Here is a 12,763-nt window from a genome sequence, read left to right as displayed (position 1 = left end):
TTCGCTCACCTCATCCGTGGGTCGAGGGCGAAGTAGATGAGGTCGACCACCAGGTAGATCGCCAGCGAGATGACCGCGGCGAAGAGCACGAAGCCCAGGACCGGGTTGATGTCGTTGTTCAACACGCCCTGCACCGCGTATTGACCGGCTCCGCCCCAGCTGAAGACGATCTCCACCAGAACCGCTCCGCCGATCAGAAAGCCGTAGAGCACACTTATGATTGTTACGACCGAGGGGAGCGAGTTGCGCACCGCCTGCCGGGTGATGGTCGAAGGGGACAGGCCCGACATCTCGGCGTAGCGGATGAAATCCGAATCGAGGACCCGCTCCATGGTGGACTGGGTCACCTTCAGGATCGGGCCGGCATTGATGAAACCGAGTGTCGCGACGGGAAGGATGAGATGCCCCGCGGCCGACATGAAGGCCTGGCGATCGCCCGCGAGAAGGCTGTCGATCAGCATTGAGCCGGTGATCGTGGCAGGCGGCACCAGCTCCATATCGATGCGGCCGAGCGGAGCCGGGACCACCTGCAGGAGGGTGTAGAAGACGAAGACCAGCACCAGGGCAAGCCAGAAATCCGGAATCGCGCCGGCGATCAGGCCGTAGTAGTCGGCCACCTTCCGCACCGCCCCCCGCTTGTAGCGGGCGGAGAACACGCCGAGCGGCACGCCGACCGCCATGGCGAGGGCGAGCCCGAGCGTCACGAGTTCGAGCGTCGCAGGAAAGCGGTTGAAAAGATCCTCCGTTACCGGCCGCGTCGTCTGCCAGGAGCTTCCGAGATCGCCCTGTAGAACGTGCGAGACATAGACAAGGAACTGCTCGATCACCGGCTTGTTCACGCCGAGGCTCTCGCGCAGCGCCTCGACGCTCTCCGGGCTCGCGACGGGGCCGAGCATTAGCACGGCAGGATCACCGGGGATGAGCTTCACCAGGAAGAAGCTCACCACGATGATGCCGAAGAGTTGCGGAACGACGAAAATCAGGCGGCGGGCGACATAGAAGGTGAAGTGCATGGGGCCGCCTCCTACTTGATGGTTCCGGCGAGGATCCGTCGCCGTGCTGGATCGGCTAGCACTTCGATGCTCGCGCCCACCAAGGAGAAGCCGAACACGGTGAAGCCGAGCGCGAGACCGGGGAAGATCGACGGCCACCACTGTCCTGTGACGATGTTTTGGTAGCCCATGGCGATCATGCTTCCCCACTCGGGCGTCGGGGCGACGACACCGGCGCCGATGAAGCTGAGCCCGGCCGTGAGCAGGACAGACCATCCGATATTGATGGAAAGTTGGGCCAGCACCGGTGGCATCGCGTTAGGCATCACATGGCGTACGATAATCGACAGATCGGGCGCGCCGGCGACGTAGGCCGCCTCGACATAGCGCATGCGTCGCACGGACAAGACTTGGCTGCGCATGAGGCGCAGGTAGATCGGTATGTTGACGAAGGCGATGGCGACGACCACGCTCGAGACGCCTTGGCCGAAGACAGCGACAAGGGCGATGGCGAAGACGAAGACCGGAAAGGCCTGCAGCACATCCGCCGAGCGCATGACGAAGGCGCTGAGCATTTTCCTCCAGGCCCGCCCGCTTTCGTAGTAGCCGGTGATGGCCCCGACGAGCGAGCCGACAGCGGCCGAGATCAGCGTGCCTAGAACGGCGATGGTCAGATCGATGCGCGGGGCATGGATGACGCGACTGAAGATATCCATGCCGGTCGCATCCGTGCCCATGGGATGGGCAAAGCTCGGCGGCAGCAGGTAGTCGACCGGGTTGGCGAGAACTGGATCGTAGGGGGTGAGCACCGGCGCCAGGGCCGCCACGACCACCACGACGCAGACGATGCCGTAACCGAGCGCGAAGGACGGCCTGTTCTTCAGAATTGCGAGGAAAAACCGGATCGACCCGGCATTCTTGTTGGGCGAGACCGCGCCGCTACTCCCGGCGCCGTCCCCCATCCACTCCTCGGCAGCATCCGGCCCACGCTCCGCCTGACGCACGACAAGCTCAGGCGTCGACGTTGCCTGCAATGCTGCCCCGTGATCACCGGTAGCGGCGGCTGACATGGCCGGTCTCATGGCTTCACCGTTCCTGGAGCGAGGACATCAACCGCGGGATAGGTCCTGAAAGCGGATATTGTTCGAGGTGTAGTAGGTGAAGCCCTTGACGCTGCTCTTTCGCGCCCAGTGGTAGTTCGGATAGGCAATGAACACCCATGGCGCTTCGCGCATGACAATCTCCTGCGCCTTCCTGGACATCTCGGCGCGCGCAGGCTCGTCTGCACTACGGGCAATGCCCTCGAGCAGCTTATCGACCTCGCCGTTCTTGTAATTGCTGTAATCGACAAAGGATTTCGACAGGAAGTACAGGATCATCGCGTACCCGGGATCGGGCGTCCATGGATTATCCTGATAGAAGATCATCGGCTCCTTGCGTTCCGACACCGCATTGTAGAAAGTGCCGGCTGGGATCTTCTTCAGCTGGAGCTCGATGCCGATCTGCCGCAGTGCGCTTTGGTAGAGGATCGCGATCGGCTCGTGGACGGGATCGCCGGCATTGTAGGCGAGACTCGTCTTGAAGCCGTTCGGAAGGCCGGCTTCCTTCAACAGGGCCTTCGCCTGCTCCACATCGTACGAATATTGCCAGAACTTGTCGGTGAAGGTCGGATAGAACCATGGCATCGCGCCGATCAGCGGCGCACCGAGGTTCTGGAATACCGACTCGATCACCTGCTTCTGCGGGAAGGCGAAGTTCATCGCCCGACGAACTGCGATTTTGTCGAAGGGCTCGACCTTGGCGTTGAGCCCGATCCAAAGCATCGACGTGGCATCGATCGTGTCGATCGAAACGTTCGGCACCCCCTTCAACTGCTTGACTTCGAGAGGTTGCAGGAACTGAGCGACATCAACGGCGCCGCCGCGGAGCAGCGAGACGCGGGCGGCCGAGGTCGGAACCTCCTTGTAGATCACCGTGTCGAAGAATGGCTTGCCGCGGTAGTAGTCCTTGCGGGCCTTGAAGACCGCCTGCTGGCCGCGCTCCAGTCGCTCGATCACATAAGGCCCGAAACCCGCCGTATTGCTGCGCATGAACTCCTTGGCCCAGGGATCGTTCTCGCCGCCGACTTCCTTCAGCTTCTTGGAGTCGAACACATGGCAGAACAGATTGGGCATGATCCGGACCAGGATCGGGTTGGGATTGTCGATGGCGAACTTGACGGTGTACTTGTCGACGGCCTGGATCATATCTGGCCGGGTCAGGCTCAGCGTGGAGTTGTAGAACCCGCCGACGCCACCCATCTCGAACTTGCGGCGCCAGCTCCACACCACGTCCTCGGCGGTCAGCTCGTTGCCCCAATTGCTCAAGACGCCTTCGCGAAGCTTGAATGTGGCCCAGCGCGCGCCGGGGTCCATCTCCCACTTTTCCGCAAGCTTGCCGACCGCGTTCACACCGCCCGGCTTTTCGCCATAGAAGGCGGTGTCTTCGCGCATGACACCCTCGACCTTCTTGTCAGGGATCTTGGCGTATTCGATGAGGTTTTCCTGCAGTACGCCGTTGGCGTCGATGCTGCCGAGGCTGATGTCGAACTCGCTGTCGAGGCTCTGGGGCGTCTGAGGAGAGGCGATGGTCAGCGTCCGGCTCGTCGTCTGCGCCTCGGCCTCCTGCGGCGCCAGCGCCGGAAGGCCGCCGACACCCGCGAGCGCAGCCGCCCCGGTCGTCTTCAGAAAATGCCGGCGATCGATCCCATCCCCGCCACGCTTCGTTGGATTCTCGGCCACCTACCACTCCATCCGGTTGCGTGCTTCGGCTGCGGCCCGGATCGTTGCGATCCGGGCTCCCCCCGCCCAGCACATTTGAAGTCCCGCACGTCGCGAACGGCCCGACGTAATCGACCGTTTAGATCGAACTCTTCCAGTTCGAGGCTGACTAACCGTATTGACTAAACGTCGTTTAGTGCAAGAACAAAAGTTGAGCAAGCAACGGGCAAATCGTGAGCGCCCGTAATTTGCGCCATTTCTTTCTTTTGCGCCCGACCCGTAGGCCCCCCAGGCCCCAGCGTGGACGACATAAACAGGGCTTAGGCCGCATATTGCTGGGAGCATCGATCTATGCCTGCACGACCGTTGCACGATGTGTAGGCACGAAGACTTCCGCGCGGTGACCAGCGATCAGCCCTGCCCGGTTCGCAGGCACTTTCAGCAACTGCCTTGACGTGGAAGCGAACCGCTCTTCGCCAGGGACCACTACGAGAAGCCCGCGAGCGTCAGAAAGTGACGGCGGTTCAACCTCAGCTTGCCCTGACAATCCTGTTGGCTATGCCGCAATTTGCGTGTACCTATGCCAAAGCAGCGTTTAGATGGCTGTGCGACTGTCGTACGAGTGGCGCGACCTCAAGGTGCAACGGCCTCCTGCCCTGCGCGCTGGGGCCGCTCCGTGAAATGCAACGAATTGCCAAGACTTGGTTGTCCTGATGAAAGTGCTAATAGCCGACGATCATTGGATGATCCGCACCTCCCTAAAGCAAGCCATATCGAGCATCGACAATACACTACAAATCGTAGACGCATCCACCTTCGACGAAGCCACACGAATGCTCGCAGAACATCACGACATTGACTTGATGCTGATTGATTTGGTCATGCCAGGATTTTCGGATCTGGATGGGTTACGACGCCTGAGGGCGAGTCATCCTGATATCCCGGTGGCAGTCATTTCGGTCCACGAAGACCGGGATCATGTTCTACGTGCGATCTCCGAAGGTGTCATCGGCTATATCCCGAAGAGCGCCGAAGGGGCGGAGCTGCTGCGTGCGCTTAGTCTCATTCTAAACGGTGGCGTCTACTTCCCAAGAGATATTCTGCACGGCAACAGCTTCCGATCCCAGTTGCCGGATTCCAAACCAGCCTCGAGCGAGGCCGCGGAGCCCAGCGTCGCGCTCACCTCGCGCGAGGAACAGATCTTCCGGCTGCTCGGCGACGGCTGGTCCACCAGTGCCGTCGCGCAGGAGCTTGGATTGAGCCCCAACACCGTTCGTGTGCATCTGCGCAACATGAATCTGAAGCTCAATATCAAGACCCGGGACGAGCTACGATCGTTCCTCGCCGCCCGTCGACGGTCGTCGAAGCAAACCATCGGGTGAGCGCGATCTCCCTTCCGTCTGATTCTCCCCACGGTTCCGATGCCGCGCTTCTCAGCGAGGCGCTGGATTGTGTGGCCTATGCGATCAACGTGCCGGACAAGGGGCCGCCCCTGCTCGAATGGGCGACCGGATCGATCCATGGGGACCGGCCCGTGCCGCTGCGCAGCCTGATCGAAGCCCCCGGGGACACGCATCCCCACGAGTTGCGGGCGCATCTCTCGGCCCTGCTGAGCGGCAATCGGTCCGAGGTCGAAGTGAAGTGGCGCAGTGGTTTCGCGCAGCACATCCTGCGCGATGTCGCGCAGCCGGCGTTTGACCGGCGTGGACGTGTCGTCCGTATCGTCGGCGCGGTGCGCCATGTCGGAGAGGCGGCGTGGGAGCGCCAGCGTGAGACCGACGCGATCTGGAAGGTGCATGTCTTCGACCAGATCGATGTCGGGCTGGCCTGCTGGGATGCGGGTGGCCGGCTCGTGCTTGCCAATCGCCAGTTCCGCCAGTTGCATCGCCTGATCGGCCATGTCGCCCGCCCTGGGGTCGGCCTGCGGGACATGGTGATCAGCATCGCCCGGTCGCGTCAGGTGGTGATCGCCGGCCGACGGCGCGATTGGGTTGCGAAGGTCCTTCGCGATCTCGCCAGCGGCAACCCCGATGAGCATCTGCTCGTCGATGGTCGCTGGCTCGAACTGACGACGCTGCGAATACAGGAAGGAATGATCCTGAGGGTCCGCGACATCACAACGCTCAAGGGCAGCGAACTGTCGCTTCGGCGCGCCAAGCAGGCGGCCGAGACCGCGAACCTGAAGAAGAGCCGCTTTCTCCGCGCAGCGAACCACGACCTTCGCCAGCCCCTCGCGACACTCAAGATCCTGATCTACAGCAGCTTCGGCGTGAGCGACGAGGACAGGCGGCACGACCTCCTGCATTCGATGGATGTGACCGTCGGCATCATGGACGAGATCCTCGGATCTCTATTGCAGATCGGTCAGCTTGACGCTGGCCGTATTGCCGCCCGGGTCACCCACTTTCAGGTGCGGCAGGTTTTGGAACCGCTCGCAATCGAGTTTAGCCCGCAGGCGGAAGCGAAGGGGCTGCGTCTTCGCGTCGTGTCGAGCCGTGAGACGATTCGGTCGGATCGCGCGCTGCTCGGTCGCATCCTCAGCAATTTCATCGCCAACGCCATTCGCTTCACGGAAACCGGCTCCATCGTCATCGGTGTGCGCAAACGTGGCCCGATGCTTGCGATCGAGGTCTGGGACACCGGCTGTGGTATCGACGAAAGCCAGCTCGACCTGATCTTCGAGGAGTTTCACCAGGTCACCGACCAGTGGCGCGATCGCCAGCGGGGGCTCGGGCTCGGGCTCAATATCGCCCAGCGCTTGGCGGTGCTTCTCGGCCATGAGATCAGCGTCCGCTCGGTCCCGGGCAAGGGATCGGTCTTCTCCGTTCTCGTCCCGCTGGGGGACGTCTGGCAGAGCACCCTCGACGAGCCGGAGATCTCGGAGCGGATCGGTGGCGAATTTCTGGGCATCAAGGTGCTCGTCGTCGAGGACAACGAACTTTTGCGGCGCACGGTTTGCGAGATGCTCGATCGCTGGGGGGTGCAGGTGACCGAGGCCGGCGATGGTGACGGGGCGCTCAAGCTCGTCGACAAGCGTGATTGCGATTTTGACCTGGCCCTGGTGGACTACCGGCTGCCGAATGGCCGCGCCGGGACCGACATCCTCAAGGACATCCGGGCGAGGTCGGGCCGCGAGATCCCCGGCATCGTGACGACCGCCGACAACGACCCGGTACTGATCGCGCAGATAAGAGCCGAGGGGCTGCCGATCTTGATCAAGCCGCTCAACCCCGCGCGCCTCAGGTCGGCCATGCATCACCTTCTCTTCGAGCACGAATGAACCGCGAGGCCCCGACGCATGATCGCCGACAGTCGCATGATCCCGATCGGGAGCATGGTACCGCTCTCCGGTGCCTCCGCGGCCGATGGCCGCGAGTTCCGCAATGGGCTGACGCTGGCGATCGAGGAGATCAACGCGCTTGGCGGTATCCACGGCCGTCCGCTCGAGCCGATCTTCGTCGACTCGCACGACCAAAGCGCAGAGGAGGTCGTCGCGGCAGCTCGCGAGCTGATCTACGCGCATGGCGTCCATGCCATCGTCAACGGCTACAATATCGGGGCTCAGAACGCAGAATATGAGCCGATCGCCGACGCCGGCATCGTCTACATCCACCACAACACGCTCATCCAGCATCACGACACTGTCGCAGGCGATCCGAATCGATATTTCGGCTGCTTCATGAGCGATCCGGCCGATTACTGGTATGGCCAGGGCTTCATCAAGTTCATCTCATGGCTGCGCGACAGCGGATCGTGGCGGCCCGATTCCAACCGCCTCGCCATCATCTCGGGCTCTCGCCCCTACAGTATCGTCACCGCCAATGCGATGCGCGCCACCGCCGTCGACTTTGGCTGGAACGTCTGCTTCGGGCCGGAAATCGTGAAAACGCCGACCACTGACTGGCAACTCGTCATCGATCGGGCGATCGAGACACGGCCGGCGATCATCGCCAACACCCATTTCTACGCCGTCGACATCGCTCACTTCCAGAAGCAGTTTCGCAGGAGGCCGATGAACTGCCTGATCTATCTGCAATGGGGAGCGATGCACCGCACATTCCTCGACACGGCCGGCGCCGACGCGGAAGGCATCATCGTCGGCACGGTTGTCGGGTTGATCAAGGATGCCGAGGGCGAGCGCTACCGAAAGCGCTATCTGGCCCGGTTCGGCTCCGGTTCGACCCCGGAAGTGGGCGCGCTGTCCTACAGCTCGATGCAGCACTATGCGCTGGCGGCGTTGCTTGCCGGGGGAACGGGCGCACCGTTCGAATTCGAACAGAACCGAAAGGTGGCGCAACGGCTTAAGAATCTCACCTATCGCAGCCTGCTCGGCACGATCCACTACCATCCGGAATGGCAGGCGGCCGTGCCCTACCCCGACGCGACAAATGATCCGTCGCGGGGGATGCCGCATCTGTTTTACCAGGTCCAGAACAGTCCAGATGAGCTCATTGTGATTGCACCAGAGCCGTACAACACGGGAAAATTTCAGATACCGCCCTGGTACAGATGAGATATCGGGGCCTCTTTCGGCCTGCACACAGTCGTCTGGATCGACGATCCGCCACGGCGCGACACACTGCACACTCGCCTCGGCGAAGACGTCGATCGACCCTGGCTTAACGATAAATCCGATCCGGTCCCCGATGCGATGCCCTTCGCTTTCCGGAGGGTCCAATCAACTCGATCGGGGGAGCGCCGTAAGAGTCCGCCTTGGAGTTCAGCGCAATCCTTGGTTCGAGACGGAGCTGCGGCCGGTGCTGCGGGCCGACGTGGCGCGGCTGGTGGGGCCATAGGCACGCAGTCGGCATGGCCGCATCGGCGTGCAACGCCTCGCTCAGCCCCCCTTCAGAAGGCGCGCCACAAGGCCGAAGCCTAAGGCTACGATCAAGCCGTATATGAGGTACATCAGGATGAGGTTGGGTGGACGCGCCGGCGGAACGAAGCTGTCGCCGACGAGCCGGCCCGGCGTCTCGCCCACAGGCTTCAGGCCCCGAAAGGGCAGTTCGTCCTGGTCGAGGCGGTAGTCGCAGACCGGGCGCGCGAGAATGGCCGGGATCCGCTCGAGCACTCCGCACCAGTTCGCCTCCTCGTCATCGCCGGGCTCAGCCTCGGCCATCGCGCATGCGGCGGCCCAGCCGATCGGCGGCTCGCCGCTCACCTCGATCAGGCTGGTGCCGTCGGTTCGATCGTCCCGCGCATGGCGGACCTGCCAGAGGTCGCGGCCCGCCTCGGCTGCGCAGGAGGAGACGACGCCACAGCCGGACTTGTCGTCGTACTGGCTGCCGACGGCCGCGCCGAAACGCGACAGCTCCCGCACCCGCTCGCGATCACTCCAGAAGTAGTCTTCGCTGTAGATGATCACCCAGCCGTCGGGCCGCACACCGTACGACATGGGCGCCGCAAGGCCCCACGGGTGGTCCGTCTCACCGGTCTCGACGACCTCGAGGGCCGCGAGCAGCTCTCCTGCGGCGACTCCTTTGACGGCGATCCACGAACATGTCACGCCCATGGTCCAGTGGCTCCGAGCGGAGGGGGGGTGGTGCGTCGAGCGGCGCCAGCGGCCCCCCCGCAGGCCACACCCTCTAATGGGCAGCGAGATCCAATTCACCGGTCCGACTTCGTGTCACGCGACGCGCTGTCCAGCGCGGCCTGCAGTTCAGCGCATTGAATGGTGTAGAGGCGGCCCGCGGCCGAGCGCAGCGTCGCGCTGTCAGCGCTCGGATCCACTCCCGAGCGCTCGACCGTAGCCCACGCCAGACCAAAGGCTTGTTCCAACAGCAGGTCCTGCGCGGCGCCATCCGTCGGAGCAGACAGCAGCCCGTGGGCGATGGAGCCTGGTTGGAGGCCACTTGCGTCCAACCCGCCCTGCCTTAGTCGGCTCAACCTGCCGCTGGCGAAGGCGCCGAGCCCCGCCGCTCGTCTCCTGATCAGGTCGACGTTCGGTGCCGACCAGCGCGCGAACGTCGCACACATCTGTGCTGCCAGCGCCTCGTCGACAGCCCGCCCTGCGGTCAACTCCTTCGCCGCCAGGTCGCCCGCCAGCCCGAGCGCCGCGATGGTCGCCAACAGCCTCAGTCTCATGCCACGCCCCCCAATCCACGACACCGCGGAAGTGCTGTGCCAGCCTCCGATGGACCTCACGCCTGTGGCGCCGCGCCGCTATCAGCGCGGTAGCCGCAAACGAACATCGCGAGCTCGACGGGAATCTGGAGCATGGTGGCGGACCAGGGTCGATCGCCGCTCCGTTCAAGCAGCCCGGCGCAGGCGACCGCCGGAGTGGCCGGCGGCTCGCCGCTGATCCGGAGCCGCCGCGGCTCCCGGCCCTCGACGGACACGCGCCACAGCTCCCGCCGCATCGTGGCAGCGCAGGCGACGGCGGTGGCGTCGGCCTGATCGCGGAACTGGCAGCCGAGCGCGAAGCCGAAGCGGGACAGCTGCCGCACCCGCTTCCCATCGGCCCAGGCGAAATCCTCGCTGAACACGATCGTCCAGCCGCCGGGCCGCTCCGCGCAGGAGATCCGCGCCGCCCCGCTTCCCGGCTTCACGATCGCACCCGTCTCGGCCAACCCAAGCGATTTCAGAATCGCGCCCTTGGCTGCCCCCCGCACCGCGATCCACGAATAGCTCGCTGTCATCGCCCGCCCCCAAGCCCTAGCTGTTTCATACCGCCAACAACCTGGGCGAGCAAGAACAAATATCGAACGAGCCTGTTGGCGGCGGCGCGGCGGTCGCGCAGCCCGTTCTCACGCCACAGTGCGAGGCTTTCAGATCGGAGCTAGCGCAGCACGCGCATGAGCGCCGTGGCGAGAAAGGCCAACATCATCAGAACGATAAGGAGAGGAGCGAACAAGGACCCCAACAGGCTCTCGCGCCACGCGAAGCTCGCGCCCGTGAGCGCGTGGGGCACGTCGCCCGCCGGCCGCAGCCCGGTGAAGCGCTGCCGCGCGTCGTCGGGACGAAAGCCGCACACCGACTGGGCCAGCACGTCCGGGAGCTCGCAGATGGCGCCGTGCCAGGGCTCACCTTCGCCGCCGAGCCGCTGGTCCGCTTGCCGGAAGCCGGCGGCCAGGCCGGCCGGCGGATCGCCCCCCACTTCGAGCAAGCTTCTCTCGGAGCGGAGGAGGGCAGCACGAACCTGCCAGAGATCGCCGCCGGCTCCCGCCGCAAAGAGCGTCGTCTCGCCGCGCCTCCCGTCGTCCCGCTGCCCGCCCACAGCGAAGCCGAACCGCGACAGGGCGCGCACCCGCTCACGGTTGGACCAGGCGATGTCCTTGCTGTAGAGGATGATCCAGCCGTCCGGCCTGACGGCCACGGACATCGGCTCCGCCGCATTCCAGGGGCGGCCGACCTCGTCGGTCTCGACGACATCGAGGGCCGCCAGCAGGTCGCCCTTGGCGATCCCGTGCACCGCCGCCCACGAACACGTCGCCCCCATGCGTCGCCCTCTTTTCGCCTGCCGGCAACCCGTAGCCATCAATAGGGTCGACAGCCCGGATAGGCAAGAACGAAAAGAGAACGAACGCCGGGCTCAGCCATCGGTTTGTGGCGCTCCGATGGATAGCCCCAGTCGCTTGCTGCGGCTCATTTGCTAGGAGCTCTGCACTGAGGTCTTGAGTCTTTGAGCGGATGAATAGCCTGGCCAAGTCCGACCAAGACGTTGATAATAAATACTTTTCCGTCCCAACGGGTCATGGTCGGGCTTGACCCGACCATCCATCGACTTGAAAACTCACGCCGCCGCCATCGGGCACATTCATTGCAAATGAGCTGAAGCGGGCGCCCTCATGCGACCCTACTTCACCAGGCTGCAGCCGCCCTCCGCCAGTGGCCGGAACGCCTGGTCGGGCGCAATCTCGCGGACCGCCTTGTAGTAGTCCCAGGGCGCCTTGCTCTCCTCCGGGCTCTTCACCTGGTAGAGCGTCATCGGGTAGAGCACGCGGCCGTCGATGCGGATCGAACCCGGATGGCCGAAGTAGTCGACGGGCAGCGCCCGCATCTCGGCGGCCACGCGGTCGGCCTCCAGCGTATCCGCCGCCTTCACCGCCTTCAGGTAGTGGATCACCGAGGCGTAGACGGAGGCCTGTTCCTTGGTCGGCATGCGCTGCGTCTTGTCGAAGTAGCGCTTGGACCAGGCGCGCGCCGGCTCGTTCTGGTCCCAGTAGAAGCCTTCCGACAGCAGCAGCCCCTTGGTCACCGGCAGGCCGAGGCTGTGCACGTCCGTGAGATAAAGCAGGAAGGCGACGAGCTTCTGCCCACCGGCGACGATGCCGAACTCGTTGGCCTGCTTGATCGAGTTGATCAGGTCCGCGCCCCCATTGAGGAAGCCGACCACCTCGGCCTTGGAATTCTGCGCCTGCAAGAGGTAGGAGCTCATGTCGCCCGCATTGATCGGGTGGCGGACGGTGCCGACGACCGAGCCGCCCGCCTGCCGGATGAAGGCGGAGGCATCCCGCTCCAGCGCCTGGCCGAAGGCATAGTCGGCCGCGATGAAGAACCAGCTCTTGCCGCCGCCGGCGACGACGCTCTGGGAGGTGGCGCGGGAGTAGGCGTAGGTGTCGTCCTGCCAGGCCGTGCTGTAGGGCGAGCAGGCCTTGCCGCTGAGGTCGGAGGTGCTGCCCTGCATCAGCGTGATGCGCTTGGCCTGGCGGCCGATCTCCTGCACCGCGAGGGCCACGGACGAGACGGGCACGTCGGCGATGACGTCGACGTTGTCCTGCTCGAACCAGCGCCGCGCGATGGCCGAGCCGATGTCGGGCTTGTTCTGGTGGTCGGCTGAGAGCACCTCGACGGGGACGCCGTTCACGGTGCCGCCCATGTCCTCCACCGCCAGGCGGGCGGCGACCACGGAGCCCGGGCCGCCGAGGTCGGCGTAAGGCCCGTTCATGTCGTTCAGGATGCCGATGCGGATCGCGGTCTTCTCGATCTTGGCGGCCGCCGGCGCGATGGCGGTGCCGATCGCGATGGAGAGGGAGGCGGTGAGGATGAGAAGTCGTCGCATGAGGTCATCCG

Annotated in this window: 11 protein-coding genes; 3 read left to right on the top strand and 8 right to left on the bottom strand. The window is 64.2% G+C overall.

The annotated features are described in order from the left end of the window. Nucleotides 1-5: 5 nt before the first annotated feature. Genes ACZ5PO_RS22560 through ACZ5PO_RS22550 form a run of 3 tightly spaced genes read right to left on the bottom strand, consistent with a single transcriptional unit; the run spans nucleotide 6 to nucleotide 3,772 of the window. Nucleotides 6-1,013: an ABC transporter permease gene (locus ACZ5PO_RS22560; RefSeq protein WP_464184047.1), complete on the bottom strand. Its 1,008-nt coding sequence runs from the start codon at nucleotides 1,011-1,013 to the stop codon at nucleotides 6-8. A gap of 11 nt (nucleotides 1,014-1,024) precedes the next feature. Further along, on the bottom strand, nucleotides 1,025-2,062 hold the full coding sequence (locus ACZ5PO_RS22555) for an ABC transporter permease (RefSeq protein ID WP_464184046.1): 1,038 nt from the start codon (nucleotides 2,060-2,062) through the stop codon (nucleotides 1,025-1,027). Between the two features lie 39 nt (nucleotides 2,063-2,101). Continuing rightward, complete coding sequence (locus tag ACZ5PO_RS22550) at nucleotides 2,102-3,772, bottom strand: ABC transporter substrate-binding protein (RefSeq protein WP_464184045.1); 1,671 nt, start codon at nucleotides 3,770-3,772, stop codon at nucleotides 2,102-2,104. A 692-nt stretch (nucleotides 3,773-4,464) separates the two neighbouring features. On the opposite strand from ACZ5PO_RS22550, the gene ACZ5PO_RS22545 reads away from it, so the two are divergent. From ACZ5PO_RS22545 to ACZ5PO_RS22535, 3 genes are read left to right on the top strand one after another with little or no spacing between them, the layout of a single operon-like run. Then, nucleotides 4,465-5,133, top strand: coding sequence for a response regulator (locus ACZ5PO_RS22545; RefSeq protein ID WP_464196992.1), 669 nt, complete (start codon nucleotides 4,465-4,467; stop codon nucleotides 5,131-5,133). Further along, nucleotides 5,130-7,031 (top strand): PAS domain-containing hybrid sensor histidine kinase/response regulator, encoded by a 1,902-nt coding sequence (locus tag ACZ5PO_RS22540; protein ID WP_464184044.1) that lies wholly within the window; start codon nucleotides 5,130-5,132, stop codon nucleotides 7,029-7,031. Before ACZ5PO_RS22545 ends, ACZ5PO_RS22540 begins: the two co-directional genes overlap by 4 nt. Before the next feature lie 18 nt (nucleotides 7,032-7,049). Further along, nucleotides 7,050-8,264, top strand: coding sequence for an ABC transporter substrate-binding protein (locus ACZ5PO_RS22535; protein ID WP_464184042.1), 1,215 nt, complete (start codon nucleotides 7,050-7,052; stop codon nucleotides 8,262-8,264). 324 nt (nucleotides 8,265-8,588) lie between these two features. Here ACZ5PO_RS22535 and ACZ5PO_RS22530 read toward each other — a convergent pair whose 3' ends face one another. The 5 genes from ACZ5PO_RS22530 to ACZ5PO_RS22510 all read right to left on the bottom strand — a co-directional run bounded on the left by ACZ5PO_RS22530 (nucleotide 8,589) and on the right by ACZ5PO_RS22510 (nucleotide 12,752). Next, nucleotides 8,589-9,263, bottom strand: coding sequence for a hypothetical protein (locus ACZ5PO_RS22530; RefSeq protein ID WP_464184040.1), 675 nt, complete (start codon nucleotides 9,261-9,263; stop codon nucleotides 8,589-8,591). A 95-nt stretch (nucleotides 9,264-9,358) separates the two neighbouring features. Next, the gene (locus ACZ5PO_RS22525) at nucleotides 9,359-9,835 is read right to left on the bottom strand and encodes a hypothetical protein (protein WP_464184038.1); all 477 of its coding nucleotides are present in this window, start codon (nucleotides 9,833-9,835) and stop codon (nucleotides 9,359-9,361) included. A gap of 56 nt (nucleotides 9,836-9,891) precedes the next feature. Next, complete coding sequence (locus tag ACZ5PO_RS22520; protein ID WP_464184036.1) at nucleotides 9,892-10,389, bottom strand: hypothetical protein; 498 nt, start codon at nucleotides 10,387-10,389, stop codon at nucleotides 9,892-9,894. A gap of 140 nt (nucleotides 10,390-10,529) precedes the next feature. Continuing rightward, entirely contained in the window at nucleotides 10,530-11,189 is a 660-nt protein-coding gene (locus ACZ5PO_RS22515) for a hypothetical protein (RefSeq protein ID WP_464184035.1), read from the bottom strand. A gap of 357 nt (nucleotides 11,190-11,546) precedes the next feature. Continuing rightward, nucleotides 11,547-12,752: an ABC transporter substrate-binding protein gene (locus tag ACZ5PO_RS22510; protein WP_464184034.1), complete on the bottom strand. Its 1,206-nt coding sequence runs from the start codon at nucleotides 12,750-12,752 to the stop codon at nucleotides 11,547-11,549. Nucleotides 12,753-12,763 lie beyond the last annotated feature (11 nt).

This window comes from Chelatococcus sp. KU-N122 (genome assembly GCF_055391085.1).
This window is presented reverse-complemented; position numbering and strand designations above follow the sequence as displayed.

What these genes read in the sequence shown, in the direction of transcription:
- ACZ5PO_RS22545 (WP_464196992.1), top strand. Translation starts at nt 4,465, where the DNA reads ATGAAAGTGCTAATAGCCGACGATCATTGGATGATCCGCACCTCCCTA.
- ACZ5PO_RS22515 (WP_464184035.1), bottom strand. Translation starts at nt 11,189, where the DNA reads ATGGGGGCGACGTGTTCGTGGGCGGCGGTGCACGGGATCGCCAAGGGC.
- ACZ5PO_RS22530 (WP_464184040.1), bottom strand. Translation starts at nt 9,263, where the DNA reads ATGGGCGTGACATGTTCGTGGATCGCCGTCAAAGGAGTCGCCGCAGGA.
- ACZ5PO_RS22535 (WP_464184042.1), top strand. Translation starts at nt 7,050, where the DNA reads ATGATCGCCGACAGTCGCATGATCCCGATCGGGAGCATGGTACCGCTC.
- ACZ5PO_RS22555 (WP_464184046.1), bottom strand. Translation starts at nt 2,062, where the DNA reads ATGTCAGCCGCCGCTACCGGTGATCACGGGGCAGCATTGCAGGCAACG.
- ACZ5PO_RS22560 (WP_464184047.1), bottom strand. Translation starts at nt 1,013, where the DNA reads ATGCACTTCACCTTCTATGTCGCCCGCCGCCTGATTTTCGTCGTTCCG.
- ACZ5PO_RS22525 (WP_464184038.1), bottom strand. Translation starts at nt 9,835, where the DNA reads ATGAGACTGAGGCTGTTGGCGACCATCGCGGCGCTCGGGCTGGCGGGC.
- ACZ5PO_RS22510 (WP_464184034.1), bottom strand. Translation starts at nt 12,752, where the DNA reads ATGCGACGACTTCTCATCCTCACCGCCTCCCTCTCCATCGCGATCGGC.
- ACZ5PO_RS22520 (WP_464184036.1), bottom strand. Translation starts at nt 10,389, where the DNA reads ATGACAGCGAGCTATTCGTGGATCGCGGTGCGGGGGGCAGCCAAGGGC.